Origin of the sequence: Bacillus sp. LM 4-2, assembly GCF_000978495.1 — a bacterium.
In the GTDB taxonomy this organism is placed as follows: domain Bacteria; phylum Bacillota; class Bacilli; order Bacillales; family Bacillaceae; genus Bacillus; species Bacillus subtilis.
Genome location: NZ_CP011101.1, coordinates 402,375 through 422,523, shown reverse-complemented (window position 1 = coordinate 422,523; position 20,149 = coordinate 402,375). Strand labels below are relative to the sequence as shown.

The following is a 20,149-nucleotide window of genomic DNA, read 5'->3' as shown; positions in this document are numbered from 1 at the left end:
TTCTCGCTAATGAGAAGGGGCTTGTTCTTACGTCATTCCTCTTTCTGTCACATGAAAGTCGAGTGCTTCCGCATTAGCAGAAACGCCAGCCGCTGTAAAAATCGCGGCTGCGGCCAAACAAATAACAAACAACTTAGATTTCAATTTCATACAAACCTTCACTCCTTTGTATTTGTTTTCTTGCCTCTTCAACTTGTAGAAAGTAGGAAGCAGACAGTTTAAACCATTTCTGTTCATAGTAATATTTTGCTACTTCTAGGGCTAAATCCTCTATATCAGCGTACATATTTTTATTTTTTAAGTACTGGAAACATCGTTCGATTCCTTCTTCATTGGGCTGATCCAGATATAGGGATTGCAAAAACTCGAATTTTACGGCATAGTCTGCATCGTCTGTTTCTTTAGCATATTCATAGCCCCGCTTGTGATATTCCGAAGCTTTATCATGTTTTCCCTGTTTATAATAAATCAGGGTGATTAAAAAATAGGCTTGCGGGAGAGAATTGACGATCCTGCTGCTTTCAAATGTGGAGACCGCTTTTTCAAAGTAATCAATGGCAGGGTCTAGAAGGTCTTGATTGTAATAGCATAATCCGAGATTGTAGTATGCTCTTCCGACCAGCTGGGCTTTTTGTTCCGCTTGGGCCATGTTGAGCGCCAATTTGAAATGGCGTGCGGCTTGTTCGAAATTTCTTTCATCCATCAGGTTGACCCCGAACACGAAATGGCATTGAATGATTCTTACATTATAGGTTTCCTGCTCCACGTAAATTTCATAGGCGTTTTTTATATTAATCAAGGAAAAATACGTTTGCTTCATATAATAATAAGCTTCCGCGATTTTAAAATAGAATTCAGCCCGTTCAATATGGTCTGCTACAAAGGAGAGCTTTTTCTCCGCCTGTTTATAGTATGTAATGGCAGAAATAAATTCCCGCTTATCAAACTCATACATCCCGCGAAAAAAATTCACGTAATAGTCGAGCAGCCCTTTGAGATCTGCCTGATTGCTGTCAATGTTTCTTGATAATTCAGACAGGCTTGGCTGGTCTTCGATATTTAATTTCTCTAACGGCTCAAGATAATCCAGCATAAGCTGGTGCCGGAATTCCATTAGTGAATAATAAAGCAGCAAGTTGGAATCATGCTGCATGTGTTTCAGTTCCTGCTGGATTTCAGCTTTTAACACTTCGGCATCCGGCACGCTGAATGTCCGGATATATCTGTACCACTCGTTAATTTTTTGACCGACCGCTGAAGAAGGAATTACCCCGCTCTTCATTCCTTCACCCTCTCCCATCAAAAACTGTTTATGTCATATTTTATCATGTTTATAGACCGTCCCAACCCGAAAAACACGCAATCTTTGTTTTCGGGAGCACGCAATAAACCGAAGCGGTGTGCAAAAAAGGCGGCTCCATCAGATGATGCCGCCGCCCTGTATGCTATTGCTGTTTTGCCGTTAAAGGAAGGCGGATGATGAACTTTGTGCCTTTCCCTTCTTCACTCTTGATTTCTACTGTGCCCTGGTGCATTTCAACAAGCTGCTTGACGATCGAGAGACCGAGTCCGTATTCACCGTATGCCGTGTTCGTTCTTGAAATATCTGCTTTATAGAATCGCTCCCAAATATGCTCAATATCCTCTTTTGGAATGCCGATACCCGTGTCTTCAATTTCAATAATCGTCTCTTTATAACCTTCCATTCCGCGCAGCCAAATGTCACCGTTTTTCGTAAATTGGATGCTGTTTTTCGTAATGTTGACGAGAATTTGAATGAACCGGTCATAATCGGCATGTACGATGACGTGATCCTCTACCTGGATCATCAGCTTGTTTTGTTTTTCTTCCGCCTGCTGCTGCAAGTGCTCTTTCACGATTTCAAACACCTCGATCAGAGGAACGTTTAGCTTGTTCAAGGTAATTTGCTGGGATCTGATTTTTTCATAATCCAGATTTTCTTTTACGAGCCGCAGCATGCGCTTCGTTTCCTCACTGATCAGCGAGAAGCATTTATCCTTCTTATCCTCAGGAATCGTATGGCTGTTCAACCCTTCAACCAAACCGTTGATCGTCGTCAGCGGTGTTTTTAATTCATGTGACACGTCAGCGATAAACTGCCTTCTCCGCTTCTCAAGGCGATCGATTTCATCCCTTGACTGCTTTAGTTTTTTCGCCATGATATTAAAGTCAGACGCCAGTATGCCGATTTCGTCCCCGTAGCTGTTTTCCAAATGGATGTCATAATCGCCGGAAGCCACTTTATCTGTCGCTTCTCTCAGCTTTTGAATCCGCTTGACATGGAATTTGGACAGAAGCCAGCTCACAAGAATCGTAATCACAAGCGTGCTGATCACAGCGTAAAACATATAGAGGTTGACCTGATTGACCATCTGTTCAACACCGCTGATCGGAGAAATCAGCAGAACGGCGCCTTTAAATTCGTTCTGAACAAATATAGGCTGCGCCACAAGGGACACTTCATCATCAAAACGGCCATCTGCCCTGATCATGACAGTCTGCCCTTTTTTCAGCTTATTCCATTCTGATTTCTTCAGCTGTTCCCTTGGTGGGTGATGAAAGCCTTCAGGAAGAAAATAAGGCTGCTGCTCTTCATTAAAGATGATAAACTGCGTCTTTCTTGTGCTTAAAATGTCCTGATAAGGATAGAGCCTGCGCATGTCCACCTGGCCGGATTGGAATTCATTTGCAATCTGCACCGCATATGACGTCAATTCCTCTACTTTGTTCTGATAGGCAAATTCCTTCACAAAGTGGGAAAACAGAGAAATGATAATGACAAACGCTAAAATCAAAATGCTGATATGGCTTAGCAGCAGCTGATATAAATATTTAATCTTCATCAAATTTATACCCTACTCCCCACACAGTATACAGGAAAGGCTTGTCCTCGCTGGCAAGCTTTTTACGCAGCCGTTTGATATGAACGTCAACCGTTCGTTCATCTCCATAAAACTGATAGCCCCATACCTGCTCGAGCAGCTGTTCTCTGGAGAACACCTGCCGCGGATTTTGGACAAGGTAATAAAGCAGATCGAATTCCTTCGGCGTGAGATTTTCTACAGGCTCTCCGTTTAATAATACTTCTCTCGTCTTCTTATTAATGGTAAAGCATTCTGATTCGATCATATCTTCATCAATAACCGCTTTGCCTGTCGCCTTGTATCTTCTGATGACGGCTTTGATGCGGGCAACCAATGTCAGCGGGCTGAACGGCTTTGTGACATAATCGTCCGCCCCCATCTCAAACCCGATGACCTGATCTGATTCAGTGTCTTTGGCAGTCAGCATGATAATCGGCACCGTGCTTGTCTCTCTTATTTTTCTGCAGATGGTCACGCCGTCCATAGATGGAAGCATGATATCCAAAATGATCAGATCCCAATTTTCTTCCGTAAAACGCTGGTACCCTTCTAACCCGTCATGAACGAATTCCGCTTCAAAACCTTCTTTAAAAAAGAACATCTCCGTCATCGTACATACACTAACATTATCTTCTATCATTAATATTTTCATTATATCCTCCGGTTGTTTTGATGCTTTTTTATATAATAGCACCATTTTAAACAGAAGGTTTTGCGTTTCACAATTGTTAGTTTTTATTTCATCAACTAGAAATAGATTGTTCATATTTTTTTCATACCTTTGGACTACTATTAATTTATCAGCAAGGGGACGCGCCCCAGAGGTGGTCTTATCAATAAAAATACCTATACGGAGGAACATAAATGAACTTTATCAAACGGGCCTTTTGGAATATGAAGGCTAAAAAGGGAAAAACGTTATTGCAATTATTTGTGTTTACAGTCATATGTGTCTTTGTTCTATCAGGCCTCACCATCCAGTCGGCAGCACAAAAGTCAAGCGAACTGGCCAGACAGGAACTCGGCGGAAGCGTGACACTTCAGGTTGACCGCCAAAAGCAAATGGAAAAACAGCAGGACAGCGGTGAAAAGCGCAGCTTCGAATCCACACCGATCAAAGTGTCTGATGCGAATAAGCTTGCAGCGCTTGATCATGTGAAGAGCTACAATTACACCACATCAGCTTCAGCCAACGCGGGAAACTTTGATGCGATTGAAAGCTCTAGTTCAAGTGATTCCAGCTCCAGCAGTTCAAGCTCAAACGCTAAAAACAGTCAAGGCGGAGGACAAGGCGGACCGCAAATGGTTCAAGCTGATCTTTCTATTGAAGGTGTCATCAGCACAGCGTTAGTCGATGATTTCTCTGACGGAGATTCAAAAATCACAGACGGACGCGCGATTACAAAATCAGATGTCGGCAAAAAAGTAACAGTGATCAACGAAACATTAGCGGAAGAAAATGATTTAAGCGTTGGCGATTCGATCACAATTGAATCAGCAACGGATGAGGATACAACAGTAAAACTGAAGATCGTCGGTATTTATAAAACAACATCTTCTGGTGATGACCAAGCCCAAAATTTCTCTTTCTTAAATCCTTATAACAAGCTTTATACGCCTTACACAGCAACAGCGGCGCTGAAAGGCGACGACTATAAAAATACGATTGACTCAGCTGTTTACTATATGGACGACGCGAAAAATATGGATGCTTTCGTAAAAGCAGCGAAGAAAACATCAATTGACTTCGATACGTACACACTGAATACAAACGATCAGCTTTACCAGCAAATGGTCGGACCGATTGAAAATGTAGCTTCTTTCTCTAAAAACGTGGTGTATCTTGTATCAGTGGCAGGCGCCGTCATCCTTGGCCTGATTGTCATGATGTCAATCAGGGAGCGCAAATACGAAATGGGCGTGTTAATGGCCATCGGTGAAAAACGATGGAAATTGATTGGACAGTTCTTGACTGAGATTCTGATTGTGGCCGTTATCGCTATCGGCCTTGCATCTGTGACGGGAAATCTCGTCGCGAATCAGCTTGGAAATCAGCTTTTATCCCAGCAGATCAGTTCATCAACCGATTCAACGCAAACCGCAAGCGGACAAATGCCCGGCGGCGGTGGCGGCATGGGCAGCAGAATGTTCGGCCATAGTTCATCAAACGTGGACGTTATCGATTCACTGAACGTCGCGGTTTCTATGAACGACATGCTTATTCTTGGCGGGATCGGCATCCTAATCGCAATCATTGCAACATTGCTGCCGTCAATTTCAGTACTGCGGCTTCATCCGAAAACGATATTGACAAAACAAGAATAGAAAGAGGCGGAACCTATGAGCTTATTAGAATTTCAGCAAGTCGGCTACTGGTATAAAGACAAAAGCCAGCCATTGTTTCAGGATATTAACATCAGCTTTCAAAAAGGCAAATTCTACACAATCGTCGGCACATCAGGGACGGGGAAAACCACTTTCCTGTCTCTGGCAGGCGGACTTGACGCACCAAAAGAAGGAAACATCCTTTACGGCGGAAAAGCGGTTTCTAAAATCGGCTTAACCAATTTCAGAAATCAATATGTATCAATCGTCTTTCAGGCGTACAACCTGCTCCCGTATATGACGGCTTTGCAGAACGTCACAACCGCTATGGAAATCACAGGTTCTAAAGAAAAGAACAAAGAATCATATGCGCTTGACATGCTGCAGAAGGTTGGCATCAACGAAAAACAAGCCCGGCAAAAAGTGCTCACACTGAGCGGCGGACAGCAGCAGCGGGTATCAATTACAAGGGCTTTCTGCTGTGACACGGATCTTATCGTAGCCGATGAACCGACCGGAAACCTTGATGAGGACACATCAAAAGAGATCGTACGGCTCTTTCAGGATCTGGCGCACAAGGAAGATAAATGCGTCATTATGGTGACGCACGATGAACAAATTGCAAAAGTGTCAGACATCAATATCAGACTTTCAAGAGGAAGTTTTACTGTGAAGGAAAACGTCGCAGTCGTATAACAAAACGCGCCTCTGCCAGTGCAGACAGGGGCGCACCCTATATCCCCCTTTTATATAGAAGTGAACATAAAAAGAGCGGCGGCTGCATCCCCCCGCTCTTTTTATCATTTTTTTGCTTCCGCCCCTTTTGACTTCTCTCTTCGTTTCTTTTTCCAAACAGCCACAATAAACAGAAAGAGCGGAAACAATAATTGAAAAGGCAAATGAATATACAGCGGCACCACATTCAGGCCTTCATTCAAGTGCTCCGAAAAGTTAGTCGCGATCGTTATAGAAAGGATTAAGATGCCCAATCCCATCGGATAAGCCAATTGAGAGGGATTCTTTTCCTTAAAGAGCGTAGATGTCCCAACCACAGTGGCATATAAGTAGAGGCTGACCTTAAAGAAGCCCCCGATGATCAGCGCCAGCATAAAAAAGACATCGAGTCGGTCTAAAAATTCTTCGACCTTGATTGTCTGGATCGTGCTTAAAAGCGGAAACTGGGATCTGAGTGTAAGATCAACATCAAGCACGCTGATATTAATCGCCACGGTGAGCGCCACAACCAATCCGCTAATAGCCATGGCGATCATCCCCATTTTTTTCACATCTTTTCTGTCATTCAGGTTAGGGAAAATCATCACAAATAAAACAACTTCACCAAATGGAACGTACATGGTCTGCGTGAAAACAGAGTGAAGGATAGGAGAGATACCGTTTGCCAAAACCGGCTTTAAATTGTGCGGGTCTATAGTCCCTGAGACAATAATCAGCACAAGGCCGATCGCGCCCAGTAAATACATGGCCCCGAAAAGAAGTTCGGCCGCGCGTGCGAGTACTTCAATTCCTTTTCTTACGGCATATATGCTTACTACCATTAATAAAGCATTTACAATAATGATAGGTGTATCATGATAAGCAAACGTCAGCAGCATTTCTCCAAAGTCACGCAGCACCCTTGCGGCAATATAGGCAAAGTACAAGATATAGAGAAATGAAAACAGCCAGCTCAGCTTGGTTCCCAGCATATCATCCATATATTCTTTCGGAGAAGAATTCGGATAACATTGATAAATGCCTTGATACAAATAGAAAAGAAACAGTCCGATCGCACAGCCTAATAAAACTGCTATCCAAGCATCCCTGCCCGCCATCGAGCCCGGTGTAATCAATAAGGAGCTGCCCAGTTCAAAAATGATAATCATGACAAACAGCTGCCTTATGCTTATTCTGGCTTTTTCCATCTGTCACTTCCCCTTTCTTCAGACCTAATCATCTTTAAACTGGTGTTTGATCGGATTGTTTCGCAATCCCGTCCTTCTGATATACGTCTCGGCCTTCACATCGATGGGCAGTTCCGGCAAATATTCTTTGTCCCAAGTGTCCTTCATTTTCTCCCACTGCTCCGGATACTTTCTATATATCGTGTCACCAAAACCGATAAAATCTATTTTATTCTTCTTAATCTTTTTCACAGTATGGCTGATTTCCTTTTCAAGCTCTTTGTTGAGCGCTTTTTCAATAGCGGCCAGCACCTTGGGATCAGACAATTGGAAAGGGTATTTGACAGCATCTATAATACCTTCAACCGACACTTTCACATGGATGTACGGGCGTCCGTTCCGCATTTTCGGTACCAGCTTTGTATCTTGATGGGTAACCTGCAAGCTGACCGCATCCTTCGTCTTGCCCCAGTCAGCATTAATAAACGTATGCTGGATCTTATTCATAAGCCAGACTGCCCCCACGCTTTCATCATCTTCCAGCCAATACTTTAAATATCCTGCCTTATCAAAAACCGCCAAACCATCTGCCTGAAGAATGGCTTTCGGGTCAGTCGCCTGCGTGTTTTCCATGCTGACTCCTTTTTTATCGTCACCAATCATCATATATCCGGGGATGACCGGTGCCATAGTGTTGGCGGCAAGTGTTTTCAAAACGTCCTGAATATTGATTTTGACCACCCGCCCGTATTGTGCCTCCGTGAAATCGAGTGTTTTATTGACTTTATTTGACGGAATTTTATCAATCGGCGTCAAGATTTTCACAATATTTTCTGCTTTTGTTTTATGGGCAACGACGAATGTTGCTGTTGTCCTGAATTCTGTGTCCCGGTCAAGATTATCTAATACAAAATCCAAACCTTCTTCTTTTGCCAGCTTTTCATTGATCACGACTAGATTGGTATGGGCAAAATAAAGCCGCCGTGATACCTTCATGGAGGCTTTTCTGAGTGCTTCCGTTATATTGTTACCTTCAATCGAATAGACAGATACAGGCGGCCTGTCTCCAGCACCGCCTCCCTGAAGGCCGCCGGCAACATTTCCTGGATTGATAATTTGAAGATGCAGCACGTAGTTGCTGTCGTTTGTCCGATCGATGCCAATCGCCGAGATAATCGCAAGATCCGTCAGCTCCCGCTTATCCCAGCAGCCGGGCAGCACAATGACGCTCAAAAGCATGAGAACGGCTAATAGACATTTACGTACCATTCTGATCCCCTTCTTCCAAATCTTTGTTCACCATTCCTCGTGAAGCGGCCGGCTCTGGGCGTTGATCTTTCCCCTGCCGCACCTTATCTTCCTTGCTGACCGATTCCGGCCTTTTTTCATCGGCCCACCACGGAACCCGGAAAAGCGCGTCCTTTACGCCTTGTGAAGAAAAAGGTGCAAGCGGCGACATATATGGAACGCCGAATGAACGAAGACTGCATAAGTGGACAAACATCATAATGATCCCTAAAATCAGCCCGTAAAAACCCATAACAGCTGAGGCAATAATAAAGATAAACCGAATAAGCCGGGCTGAAATCGCCATTGCAAACGCCGGTGTTGCGAAGCTCGCAATCGCGGTGAGTGCCACGATAATCACCATTGCCGGAGAGACGATACCAGCCTGTACGGCAGCCTGGCCGATTACGAGCGCGCCTACGATTGACACTGCCGAGCCGACAACCCGGGGCAGCCTGACTCCCGCTTCCCTCAGAATCTCAAAAGCAACCTCCATCGTCAGCGCCTCCACAACAGCCGGAAACGGGACAATTTCCCGCTGGGCCGCAATGACCACTAACAGCTGAGTCGGTATCATTTCTTGATGAAACGTCGTGGCTGCCACGTATACAGCTGGTGCCACAAGCGAAATGAAAAAGACTAAAACACGAAGAATTCTTATGCTTGTCGCAATGTCAAAACGCGAATAATAATCCTCAACAGACTGAAAAAACTGGACAAATAAGGCTGGGGCAATAAGCACAAACGGTGTTCCGTCCACAATAATCGCGAATCTTCCTTCTAACAGATTACCCGCTACAACATCAGGGCGTTCTGTATGATACATAGTCGGAAACGTCGTAAAGGTTTCATCTTCAATCAGCTGCTCAATATATCCAGATTCCAAAATACTGTCAATATCTATTTTTTCCAGGCGCTGTTTCACTTCCTTCAGCACCTTTTCATCACATATTCCTTGAATGTACATGAGAGCGATATCCGTATTCGTAACAGAACCTTTTTTCATTTTTTCGACCCATAAATTGGGATTTTTAATGTATCGCCGAATCATGGAAATATTGGTTTGCAGAGATTCTGTAAACCCTTGGCGCGGGCCGCGGAATGACACCTGGGTGCTCGGCTCTTGGATAGAGCGCTGCTCTCCCCCTTGAGTGCTGCAAATCAGCGCTTCGGCATAGCCATCGGCAAAAATGAGCGCATTGCCGAGCATTAACTCGGAAAAAAGCTTGTCCCAGCTCTTTTCCGCTTTCACTCCGCCCAGCGGGAGCGTTTTTTCAAGAATTTGCTGGATCGCATGGGAATTCTGGATAGACTCATCCTGTACCAAAGGATCGATTAACGACTCATGGATTGTGTTATTATCGACCAGGCCTGCAATATAAATAACAGCCAAATGGACATGATCCTGCTCCCCGATTTTAATCTCGCGAATGATGACGTCAGAGCTACTTCCGACTTCCTTTTTCGTTTCCGCTATATTCTTTGCCAAACTTGGAGAAATGAGAACCGGCCTTTCTTTTTCTTGCTGCTGTTCCTGATTCCTTTCGTCTGTATTCTGCTTGTCTTTTGAATCGGTATTGTTCTTTCGCTTAGAAAATAAAGGCATACACAAATACCTTTCCTTGTCGTTTTCTCATATTCTTCCTTTTAAAATTGAGATTATGCATTAGGGTTAGATGCGGTATAACTTCTCCGCCAAAGATAGACACTAAAAGCGGAGGATGATGAAGCATGAAGATATTGGGCGTGACCGGATTCATATTAATTTGTTTATTAGCTATTTCTGTGTTGATGGACATGCTTCAAGGGTTCAGTTTAACAAAAGCCGTTTATAACAATATGTCCAGCTTTAAGATGACAACATTTGCGGAATGGGTCGTGCTTTTATTTTTTGTGTTAGTACTTGTGAGAGAAATGTACGTGATCTATAAATCGAAAAAAAAGAACCCCTAAAGGGGGGCGCTTTTTTCAGACAATCATATTGCCGTCTATTGTATCACTGCTGTGTTTGTTGATGGTCCCTTTAAAAATGCGGTTGCCGATGATTTTGGAATTGGTTGACGTGTTTGTTTGAATAGCTGTCGCAGTGCCCGCGGAGAGGTTATTGATGGTGTTTCCAGAGATGATAGAGCCTGCAGAGCCATTGAGATAAATCACAATCGGATTCCCGGCTGTTCTGTTGACTGAAATGGTATTATCAAAAATCTCATGCACACCTGCGCTGATATAGATGGTGACCAAAAGCGGGGATCGCTCTAAGTGGTTGCCGATAATTGAGGTTTTTGCACTTGTGGAGCAATAAATGGGGTAATTTTTGAACTCTTTAAATGTATTGTTTTTGATGATGGCGCCGGCATTGTTTGTGACGGAAACAGAATATGATTCCGGCACTGCTTCAAACGCGTCAGGATTCAGTGTATTCCCTTCAATCACCGCGTTCCCTTGAGCAATCCAAATGCCCCGGCTGAATTTTCTCAGGAGATTATCTTTAATGATCATATTTCCGCCGGAAACGTTCACACCGTCAACGACTTGAATGAGACAGTTATTCAGAAATGCGATGTCATCTGACAGCACTGCGCGAAGACCGATGCTGCGCCTTGTTTCAGACAGTCCGTTTTGAATTTGGTTTCCGTCTACCTTTACGTCGGAGGACTGATAAACCAATATCCCTGTGTTTTCAAAGTTGCTGATTTTGTTGTTCGTCACAAGAACGCTCTTTCCCCTGACATCAATTCCAGTTGAAAATCCGGTAATGAGGTTGCCAGCGATCACTGCATCACTGGTCTCTTTTCCTTGTGATACACCGAGTCCGGTTATCCCGACTCTTGGCGCAGCCGCCGCGTCTTCAGGGCGTCTCAGAATATTGCCCTTGATCACTGTTTGCGTCCCATATCCGTAGCTGATTGTATTGTCTGAGTGATTTCCTTCTATTAAAATGCCATACCCGTTAAAATTGGTCACAGAACTTGAAACGTTTCCAACAAAGTGGTTATTGCGAATTGATACATTAATCGGTTCCTCATAATCAACGTCACCTTCGCCATATCCTTCAATGTCAATTCCGAATTTCGGCGCTGTTCCATTCCCCGTTCCGGCATCTTCAATCAAGCATTCCTCCACCGTGACCATGTCACATCCGGTAATGGAAATGTTATTTCTCCTCGACCGCCGAACCTCACAGCGGCGGATGATAATTTGCTCTGACGTTCGATAATCTTGATTGGTCTTTAATCCCCTTGGGCTGACTATGATCCCATCGCCGGTAAAATCGGAAATTTTCACATCATCAATGACAACATTCGAGCATCCTTCAATACATATGCCAAAGCCCCATTCATGGGTTGACCTTATCCCCGCCGAGGCATACGTATGCTCATCCCGTTCGCCGATAATTTGTCCTCCGGAAATGGTTATATTCTCTTGCTTGCCTACATAAAATGCGGAATAACCCCACGAACTATTCGGTATCACTTTCATGATACATTCGGGGTCCATCATAATCTCAAGGTTGCCGGGAACAATGATCCCCGCGTTTCGAAACCTCTGATTAAGATCTCCGCCAAGCGTTGCGTCTATTAAATATGTTCCCTTTGGAAACCAGACAGTATGATAGCCTTTCGAAACAGCTGTACTGAGGCACTGATTAATCCGTTCTGTCGAATCCGTTTTACCATCTCTAGGAACACCGAAATCCGCTGCATTTAATATGAATTCAGCCAATTGCGAGCCTCCTTCTCTATGATTACTATCATGTTACTCACAAAGGCCCGATCTGCTTGTACATTTCTCTAAAATTTTATTAAAAAAATATAAAGGAATAGTTGTGTAAGAAAATCTCACGATAAAAAGTTTAAAAATTAGGAGGAAATCACTATTTTTAGGTATTTATAATTTTTCCAATATGGAACTATTTGAAATGAGTATAAATTATATTGACACAAGTATTATATAAGAATATGATTTTTATAATACACTTTTTTTAGAAAGGGTTTGGCTGACATGGCTTCGATTGATAACGAAAGTATCATTAAAAGCGTCCCGCAAAAAGGGTTCTTTGGTCACCCGCGAGGACTATTTACACTATTTTTCACCGAATTTTGGGAGCGTTTCTCTTACTATGGAATGAGAGCAATCTTACTTTACTATTTGTATACAGAGACGGTAAACGGAGGGCTCGGCTTTGACAAGGGCACTGCGGTTGCCATTATGTCGATTTACGGATCACTCGTATACATGTCCACCATTATTGGCGGATGGCTCGCTGACCGGGTATTCGGTACCGCAAACACCGTGTTTTACGGCGGCATATTCATTATGTTCGGCCACATTGCACTCGCCTATCCGGGCAGTTCGATAGCATTCTATATCAGTATGGTGCTTATCATTGTCGGAACAGGCTTATTAAAACCAAACGTTTCAAGCGTAGTTGGGGATCTTTACACGAAAGAAGACCCGCGCCGCGACTCAGGTTTCAGTATTTTCTACATGGGGATTAACCTCGGTGGTTTACTCGCGCCGTTAATTGTCGGAACACTCGGACAGAAGTACAACTATCATCTCGGATTCGGAGCTGCCGCGGTCGGAATGCTTCTCGGACTTATCGTATTTGCTTTGACAAGAAAGAAAAACCTCGGGCTTGCAGGTTCCAATGTGCCGAATCCGCTGTCTAAAAAATCTGCAATTGGCACCGGAATCGGTGTTATCATTGTGGCGATCGCAGTGATTATCTCTGTACAAACAGGCGTGCTGACGATCAAACGTTTCATTGACCTTGTAAGTATTCTCGGTATTTTGATTCCTGTGATTTATTTCATCATCATGTTTACAAGCAAAAAAGCGGACAAAACAGAAAAATCCCGTCTTGCCGCTTACGTTCCTTTGTTTATCGGTGCTGTCATGTTCTGGGCCATTCAGGAACAGGGAGCGACCATTCTTGCGGTATACGCTGATGAACGCATAAGACTTTCATTGGGCGGATTCGAACTTCAGTCATCATGGTTCCAATCATTAAATCCATTGTTTGTTGTCATTTTTGCGCCAATATTCGCATGGCTCTGGATGAAGCTTGGCAAACGTCAGCCGTCTACACCAGTTAAATTCTCAATCGGAATTATTTTAGCCGGATTGTCATTTATCATTATGGTATTCCCTGCTATGCAAGGAAAAGAAGCACTCGTAAGCCCGCTTTGGCTCGTTCTCAGCTTCCTGCTTGTCGTGCTTGGAGAGCTGTGCCTGTCTCCAGTCGGTTTATCCGTGACAACGAAACTGGCACCAGCTGCCTTCTCTGCACAGACAATGAGTATGTGGTTTCTGACGAACGCAGCAGCCCAAGCGATCAATGCCCAAGTAGCCGGATTGTTTGATAAAATTCCTGAAACAATGTACTTCGGCACCATCGGTTTGATTTCTATCGTTCTTGGCGGCATTCTCCTGCTGCTCTCGCCGGTGATCAAACGCGCGATGAAAGGGGTCTTATAATCAGAAACAGCCCGCGGATGTTGATCTGCGGGCTGTTTTTTATTGATCAAGCCATTTCCTGAAGCTTTGATCAAAGGCTTCCGGTTCTTCCAGCATCGGCTGATGGCCGCTCTTTTCAAAAATAACCTTATCAACATGGGGATATAAACCGTCAACAGCATCCCATAGCGAAACGGGCGCAACCAAATAATCATATCTCCCTAATCCGATATACACCGGCATACGAACATCAGCTAACCGCTGAAGAAGATCAATCCGGGCAAATGTATTGCCCCATAATTCATCAATGATCGGCATATTCGTGAATACACCGTCCCATAAGGCAGCAGCATGCGGCCGCTCTTGATAAAAGCTTTTCGCTTCAGCGCGAATACACATGTGCACAAAGCGCCTTTCAGGATCTTTGTCGATGTCCTGCGGCAAATTCTCGATGTCTTTTTCAAAGCGTTTCTTTCTCTCAAGACTGGCTGTTTCCATGAAAAATGATTCGCTTTTTCGCTGTCTTTCTTCACTGTTATCAGGCGCAGTATTAAAGAGCGCCACCTTCCGAACTTGTTTGGGATATGTCCTGGCATACTCTAAAGCCATAAAAGCGTGCCCGGAATGTCCCAGGATAGTAACATCCTCAAGCTGAAGAAATGTTCTCATCCTTTCGATATCAGCCAAGACGGCATCAAGCCTCGAATCCTCCGCACGAAGCTCCCGCTTAGGCTTAGCAAATCCCCTATGGTCGACAAAGACCCATTGATATTTCTGTTTGATATCTGAGGAAAAAAGGCGCGGATAGTAAACCGCACTCCCGATCACAAGGATGGGTGCGCCCTCGCCCTCAATTCGATAAGCTAAATCAAAGCCGTCCGAGTGACAGATCCCCGCACGTTCCATTTCTCACGCCCCCTTTTGTTTTCATTATATAAAAAAAGCCTGACGCATGGCGTCAGGCTATCGATATTACCGTTTTAAATCTTCCAGGGTCTTTTTCCATCTGCTCAGCACCTCTTCAGGGCTGTGAAGCTGTATACGGACACCTGAAGTCAAATCAGCGTATTTCGCAACGTCCTCTTTCACTGAAACGATGCGGCAGGAAAAACGGTCTCTTTCATATTCGGCATCTTTCAAAGGCGGTAAAGGCGCGCATTCAAGCTTTACATAATAGGCCGCTCCCTTCCACCACGCCGTGAACTGTGCTTTTCCTGTGCGAAGGATGTTGGCCGAAGTCATTGTGTTTTTCCACAGAGCGATTCGGATATCAGTTCGGCTCAGCGCGATGATTTCACCTGCACTGATCATAGCGGCATGCGGCCAGCCATCCTCTGATACTGTTTGCAGAACGAAGGCCTCATGCTGCTTCTCATTCAGGCAGCTCCCGTCAAGCAGCTCAAAGAGACGGTCTGACATACAGTTCACGCGGATCAAGCCTTTCGTTCCGGCACCGCCGGAACTTCAATTGCTGTTTCTGTTTCCTTTGGATCAATTTTAAACGCTGGATTGTATTTTTCGGGATTTGTAATGCTTTCCGGTTCACAGGATCTCCATGTAAAAAAGCATGTTTGGCACTGATAAACTTCCCATGCGCCTTCTACAGGCGATTTGCTCATGACTTCTCCCTTTTTTGAGTCGCATCGAGGACATGTATGCATTTCGAACATCCTTTCCTTATTTATTCATTAAGTCCATTAGTTTTTGTTCCCATTCTTTCGTTGTTAGCGGAGAATCAAGCGGCTGTGAATAATGGCCTCTTGTTTCCGGCGCAACCGGTGTAGTGGCGTCTAGAATCATTTTGTGAGTGATTCCTGATGGATTGGATCCCGGATCAAGCGGCAGGACAGATAAGTCCGGAATGATGACCGCATCATGTTTCGGATGCATTTTGGTCGAAAGCGCCCACATGACCTGCGGAAGGTTGAATGGATCGACATCCTCATCAACGACTATGACCATTTTGCAGTAGCCGAGTCCGTGCGGCGTTGTGAGTGCGCGCATGCCGACCGCTTTCGCAAATCCGCCATAGCGGGTTTTTGTGGAAACAATCGCGATTAAACCGTGTGTGTACATGGCGTTCACTGCCACAATTTCGTTCGGATACGCTTCTTTTAACTGCTGATAAAGCGGCACGCATGTGTTAATGCCGATCATGTAATCGCATTCTGTCCAAGGCATGCCTAAGTATAAATGTTCAAAGATCGGATTGTTTCTGTGATAGACGCGTTTAATTTTGATAATCGGCATGCTGCGTCCGCCGGAATAATGGCCTGTGAATTCACCGAACGGCCCTTCATATTCGCGCTCTCCGGCAATAATCTCACCTTCAAGCACCACTTCAGCGCCCCACGGAACATCAAGATCAGACAGCTTTGATTTGACGATGCGATATGGTTCGCCTTGAATCGCACCTGCCATTTCGTATTCTGATTGATCATAGAGAAGCGGAGTCGATGCCGCCGTTGTAATGACCGGCTCACAGCCGAGCGCAATAGTGACCGGAAGGTTGATGCCGCGTTCTTCAGCTTGGCGCAGATGGATTGCAATATCGTGCTGCGGGACAGGCTGAATGCCAAGGCGGTCTTTTCCTTTGACTTGCATTCTGTAAATGCCGACATTTTGTTTGCCGAAGTTGTCAGGGTCCTCAAGATCACGGGAAATGACACATGCTTTGTCTAAATAGTAGCCTCCATCACCCTGGTTAATTCTGAAAAGAGGCAGTATATCGAACAAATTGATATCTTCTGTGATTTCATTTTCATGAAATGGCGCTGTTTCCTCACGTTTGACCGGCATCGGAAACTGGTCATAACGCTTTGCGAATTCAAAAAACTGTTCTTTTACCGGTGTGTCTTTCGGCATGCCCAGCATCATGGCATGGTTTGGCCAAGAGCCGATGACATTCATCGCAATTCGCGCGTTATGATAGCCGTAAATGTTGTTAAATAAGAGCGCAGGGCTTTTATCGCCAAGATTGCTGGCTGCCCGTGCGGAGGCCCCTAAATCCGGTTCCGGCTTTACCTCTTCATTCACTGTAAGCAGCTGTCCTTCTTTTTCAAGGGCAGCGAGAAATTCTCTGAAATCTTGATAAGCCATGATCAAGCTCCTCCTTTTTGTTTTTCAATCCCATTCCAGCGCTTCGCTTCAGGAAGCCGAATGCCGAATTGGTCCAACGTTCTAAAAACAATATGGTCAACCATTTCCTCTAAGCTTCTCGGCCGATTATAAAATGCCGGCATCGGAGGAAGAATGATGGTGCCCATTTTCGTAAGCGCTAGCATATTTTCGAGATGAATTTGGTTCAAAGGCGTCTCTCTCGTTAAGAGGACGAGTTTTTTTCTCTCCTTGAGCATGACATCCGCCGCACGTGTCAGCAGATTATCCGCCATTCCTGTGCGAATGCTTGCGAGAGATTTCATGCTGCACGGCGCAACAATCATTCCATCGGTATCAAACGACCCGCTTGAAATGGCTGCCGCCTGATCCTTATGTGAGTAAGTGTATGTGGCCAGTTGTTCTACTTCTTGTAACGTATAGCCTGTTTCGTGTTTGATCGTGACGTTTGCCCAAGGAGACACAACGAGATGGGTTTCCACTCCGGCGGCCTTCAGCCACTGCAGCAGCCTGACCCCGAAAATGGCCCCTGTTGCCCCTGTCATTCCGACAACGAGTTTCACTTTGCCCCCTCCTTTACGCTTGAATTCTGCTTTCATTTCAATCATACTCCTGATATATCCATATGAAAAATATCTATTAAATCTATAATTAATACCTAAAAGGTATGATAAGGAGGCGCTTTCTTTTGGATATTCGCCAGCTTCGATACTTCATTACCATTGCCCAAGAACAGAAAATTACGTCCGCAGCCAAAAAGCTTCACATGGCGCAGCCGCCTTTAAGCAGGCAGCTCAAACAGCTGGAGGACGAACTTGGTGTTGTTCTGTTTGACCGTAACAAGAAAAAACAAATGACTCTTACATATGAAGGAGCTGTTTTTCTAAAAAGAGCAAAAGAGATTCTGCATAGGTTTGAAGATGCAGTCATTGAGGTACAGGAGCTGAAGGAGGAAGTAGCCGGTACACTTGCCGTGGGATCAACGATTTATTGCGCGGCTCTGATGCTTGAAAAAGTAACACAGATCAAAGAGAGATACCCCCATCTCACCTTTAATATTTGGGAAAATGAACCCGCGACACTGTTGGAACTGCTGGAAAGCCGGCAAATCGATGCGGCGGTCACGACAACACTGATCAAAAGTGACACAGTACAATTCAAGCAGCTTGATGACATTCCATGTGTGCTCGTGCTTTCAGATGAAGCCGGATATCCGTGCGGAGACACCATTAAGATGGTGGACATTCCTTCATTTCCGCTGATCCTGCTGCGGCCTGTCAACGGAAAAGGCGTCTATAATCAGGTCATGAATGAATTTCATCGTTTGAACCTGGAGCCGCGCATTGTTTGTGAATGCCACGACTCTGCAACTTTGCTCAGCCTCGTGTCATCCGGATTCGGCGCGTCTATTTTGCCTGTCACAATGATTCCCGTTCATATGAGAAATCACGTTCACACCGTCCATATCGAAAATAATCCCTTCATTATGACACCGGCTGTCATGTGGAGAACGGACAGTTATTTGCCTAAACCGGCACAGCAATTTTTGGATTTATTTTAAAAGATTTTGTCTTATGAAAACCAAATACTTGACTCATACTAAAAAAAAGTTATCCTTTAGATTTGTAAGCTAATTTTTTATTTCAATAAAATCAACCAGAAAAGTGGGGAATAAGATGAAAAAAGCATTATTGGCTTTATTCATGGTCGTAAGTATTGCAGCTCTTGCAGCTTGCGGAGCAGGAAATGACAATCAGTCAAAAGATAATGCCAAAGATGGCGATCTTTGGGCTTCAATTAAGAAAAAAGGTGTGCTCACAGTCGGAACGGAAGGAACATATGAGCCGTTCACTTACCACGACAAAGACACTGATAAACTGACTGGCTATGATGTCGAAGTTATCACAGAAGTCGCAAAACGCCTCGGGCTTAAAGTCGACTTTAAGGAAACACAATGGGACAGTATGTTTGCCGGCCTGAATTCCAAACGGTTTGACGTTGTTGCCAACCAAGTCGGAAAAACAGATCGTGAAGACAAATATGATTTCTCAGATAAATACACAACATCAAGAGCCGTTGTCGTAACGAAAAAAGACAACAACGATATTAAGTCTGAAGCAGATGTAAAAGGAAAAACGTCAGCTCAATCACTGACAAGCAACTACAACAAATTAGCTACAAATGCCGGCGCTAAAGTAGAAGGCGTTGAAGGCATGGCGCAGGCCCTTCAAATGATCCAGCAAGGCCGCGTCGATATGACATACAACGATAAGCTTGCCGTATTGAACTACTTAAAAACATCTGGCAATAAAAACGTGAAAATCGCGTTTGAAACAGGTGAGCCTCAGTCAACATATTTCACGTTCCGTAAAGGAAGCGGCGAGGTTGTTGATCAAGTCAACAAAGCATTAAAAGAAATGAAAGAGGACGGGACTCTTTCTAAAATTTCTAAAAAATGGTTCGGCGAAGATGTTTCTAAATAATCTGCCGGCATTGACGCTTGGCACGGCGATCCCGTGGGATCTGGTGCAGCAGTCATTCTGGCCGATACTTTCAGGGGGAATCTACTATACGATTCCCCTTACGATTCTTTCCTTTATATTCGGAATGATCCTGGCGCTGATTACGGCGCTTGCCAGAATGTCGAAAGTGAGACCTTTGAGATGGGTGTTCAGCGTATACGTATCCGCAATACGCGGCACTCCTCTTCTCGTTCAATTGTTCATCATTTTCTATCTGTTCCCGGCCTTTAACGTCACATTAGATCCATTTCCAAGCGCAGTTATCGCCTTTTCATTAAACGTCGGCGCCTATGCATCTGAAATCATTCGGGCATCTATTTTATCCGTGCCGAAAGGGCAATGGGAAGCCGGCTACACAATTGGCATGACACATCAAAAAACGCTGTTCCGCGTCATTTTGCCGCAGGCGTTTCGTGTGTCGATCCCGCCATTATCCAATACCTTTATCAGCCTGATTAAAGATACATCCCTCGCCTCTCAAATTCTGGTCGCTGAGCTGTTCAGAAAAGCCCAGGAAATCGGCGCGCGGAATCTTGATCAAATTTTAGTGATCTATATTGAAGCAGCCTTTATTTATTGGATTATCTGCTTCCTGCTCTCACTCGTCCAGCATGTCATCGAACGGCGTCTTGACCGCTACGTGGCCAAATAA

The 20,149-nt window shown here is 44.5% G+C and carries 20 protein-coding genes; 7 read left to right on the top strand and 13 right to left on the bottom strand.

The annotated features are described in order from the left end of the window. Positions 1–27: 27 nt before the first annotated feature. The 4 genes from phrC to yclJ all read right to left on the bottom strand — a co-directional run bounded on the left by phrC (position 28) and on the right by yclJ (position 3,537). Positions 28–150, bottom strand: coding sequence for a phosphatase RapC inhibitor PhrC (gene phrC, locus bslm_RS02100; RefSeq protein ID WP_003224994.1), 123 nt, complete (start codon positions 148–150; stop codon positions 28–30). Next, positions 134–1,282, bottom strand: a complete 1,149-nt coding sequence (gene rapC, locus bslm_RS02095) for a response regulator aspartate phosphatase RapC (protein ID WP_003246686.1) — start codon at positions 1,280–1,282, stop codon at positions 134–136. Before rapC ends, phrC begins: the two co-directional genes overlap by 17 nt. Before the next feature lie 163 nt (positions 1,283–1,445). After that, the gene (gene yclK / locus bslm_RS02090; RefSeq protein WP_082098066.1) at positions 1,446–2,867 is read right to left on the bottom strand and encodes a two-component system sensor histidine kinase YclK; all 1,422 of its coding nucleotides are present in this window, start codon (positions 2,865–2,867) and stop codon (positions 1,446–1,448) included. Continuing rightward, on the bottom strand, positions 2,854–3,537 hold the full coding sequence (gene yclJ / locus bslm_RS02085) for a two-component system response regulator YclJ (RefSeq protein ID WP_015482792.1): 684 nt from the start codon (positions 3,535–3,537) through the stop codon (positions 2,854–2,856). The genes yclK and yclJ overlap by 14 nt, the downstream gene beginning before the upstream one ends. A 212-nt stretch (positions 3,538–3,749) precedes the next feature. Between yclJ and bslm_RS02080 the strand changes: the two genes are divergently transcribed. Further along, entirely contained in the window at positions 3,750–5,210 is a 1,461-nt protein-coding gene (locus bslm_RS02080; RefSeq protein WP_038428354.1) for an ABC transporter permease, read from the top strand. Between the two features lie 15 nt (positions 5,211–5,225). Beyond that, entirely contained in the window at positions 5,226–5,906 is a 681-nt protein-coding gene (locus tag bslm_RS02075; protein WP_038428353.1) for an ABC transporter ATP-binding protein, read from the top strand. A gap of 104 nt (positions 5,907–6,010) precedes the next feature. Here the strand turns inward: bslm_RS02075 and gerKB are convergent, their stop codons facing one another. From gerKB to gerKA, 3 genes are read right to left on the bottom strand one after another with little or no spacing between them, the layout of a single operon-like run. Continuing rightward, a complete protein-coding gene (gene gerKB / locus bslm_RS02070) occupies positions 6,011–7,132 on the bottom strand; it encodes an endospore germination permease GerKB (RefSeq protein ID WP_032726536.1) in 1,122 nt (373 codons plus the stop codon). A gap of 24 nt (positions 7,133–7,156) precedes the next feature. After that, positions 7,157–8,380, bottom strand: coding sequence for a spore germination protein GerKC (gene gerKC, locus bslm_RS02065; RefSeq protein WP_003246578.1), 1,224 nt, complete (start codon positions 8,378–8,380; stop codon positions 7,157–7,159). Continuing rightward, on the bottom strand, positions 8,370–10,004 hold the full coding sequence (gene gerKA / locus bslm_RS02060; RefSeq protein ID WP_046380784.1) for a spore germination protein GerKA: 1,635 nt from the start codon (positions 10,002–10,004) through the stop codon (positions 8,370–8,372). The genes gerKC and gerKA overlap by 11 nt, the downstream gene beginning before the upstream one ends. 125 nt (positions 10,005–10,129) lie before the next feature. On the opposite strand from gerKA, the gene bslm_RS02055 reads away from it, so the two are divergent. Beyond that, positions 10,130–10,351 carry a YczF family membrane protein gene (locus bslm_RS02055; RefSeq protein WP_003246546.1) on the top strand — a complete coding sequence of 74 codons (222 nt, stop codon included), beginning with the start codon at positions 10,130–10,132 and terminating at the stop codon, positions 10,349–10,351. Between the two features lie 15 nt (positions 10,352–10,366). On the opposite strand, the gene bslm_RS02050 is transcribed toward bslm_RS02055, so the two are convergent. Next, positions 10,367–12,121 (bottom strand): right-handed parallel beta-helix repeat-containing protein, encoded by a 1,755-nt coding sequence (locus bslm_RS02050; RefSeq protein WP_003246729.1) that lies wholly within the window; start codon positions 12,119–12,121, stop codon positions 10,367–10,369. 279 nt (positions 12,122–12,400) lie between these two features. On the opposite strand from bslm_RS02050, the gene bslm_RS02045 reads away from it, so the two are divergent. Further along, positions 12,401–13,879 (top strand): peptide MFS transporter, encoded by a 1,479-nt coding sequence (locus bslm_RS02045; RefSeq protein ID WP_003246610.1) that lies wholly within the window; start codon positions 12,401–12,403, stop codon positions 13,877–13,879. Positions 13,880–13,918: 39 nt separating this feature from the next. Here bslm_RS02045 and bslm_RS02040 read toward each other — a convergent pair whose 3' ends face one another. The 5 genes from bslm_RS02040 to bslm_RS02020 form a co-directional block, all read right to left on the bottom strand. After that, positions 13,919–14,764: an alpha/beta fold hydrolase gene (locus bslm_RS02040; protein WP_003246662.1), complete on the bottom strand. Its 846-nt coding sequence runs from the start codon at positions 14,762–14,764 to the stop codon at positions 13,919–13,921. Between the two features lie 66 nt (positions 14,765–14,830). Further along, positions 14,831–15,295, bottom strand: coding sequence for a pyridoxamine 5'-phosphate oxidase family protein (locus bslm_RS02035; RefSeq protein WP_009969257.1), 465 nt, complete (start codon positions 15,293–15,295; stop codon positions 14,831–14,833). Next, positions 15,292–15,519 carry a phenolic acid decarboxylase subunit BsdD gene (bsdD, locus tag bslm_RS02030; RefSeq protein WP_010886405.1) on the bottom strand — a complete coding sequence of 76 codons (228 nt, stop codon included), beginning with the start codon at positions 15,517–15,519 and terminating at the stop codon, positions 15,292–15,294. The genes bslm_RS02035 and bsdD overlap by 4 nt, the downstream gene beginning before the upstream one ends. A gap of 16 nt (positions 15,520–15,535) precedes the next feature. Continuing rightward, positions 15,536–16,957: a phenolic acid decarboxylase BsdC gene (gene bsdC / locus bslm_RS02025; RefSeq protein ID WP_003246683.1), complete on the bottom strand. Its 1,422-nt coding sequence runs from the start codon at positions 16,955–16,957 to the stop codon at positions 15,536–15,538. 2 nt (positions 16,958–16,959) lie between these two features. Then, on the bottom strand, positions 16,960–17,574 hold the full coding sequence (locus bslm_RS02020; RefSeq protein WP_009966530.1) for a non-oxidative hydroxyarylic acid decarboxylases subunit B: 615 nt from the start codon (positions 17,572–17,574) through the stop codon (positions 16,960–16,962). A gap of 89 nt (positions 17,575–17,663) precedes the next feature. On the opposite strand from bslm_RS02020, the gene bsdA reads away from it, so the two are divergent. From bsdA to tcyB, 3 genes are all read left to right on the top strand, one after another. Continuing rightward, the gene (bsdA, locus tag bslm_RS02015; RefSeq protein WP_003246552.1) at positions 17,664–18,536 is read left to right on the top strand and encodes a transcriptional regulator BsdA; all 873 of its coding nucleotides are present in this window, start codon (positions 17,664–17,666) and stop codon (positions 18,534–18,536) included. 115 nt (positions 18,537–18,651) lie between these two features. Further along, positions 18,652–19,458 (top strand): cystine ABC transporter substrate-binding lipoprotein TcyA, encoded by an 807-nt coding sequence (gene tcyA / locus bslm_RS02010; protein WP_003246699.1) that lies wholly within the window; start codon positions 18,652–18,654, stop codon positions 19,456–19,458. Next, complete coding sequence (tcyB, locus tag bslm_RS02005; RefSeq protein ID WP_003234541.1) at positions 19,445–20,149, top strand: cystine ABC transporter permease TcyB; 705 nt, start codon at positions 19,445–19,447, stop codon at positions 20,147–20,149. The genes tcyA and tcyB overlap by 14 nt, the downstream gene beginning before the upstream one ends.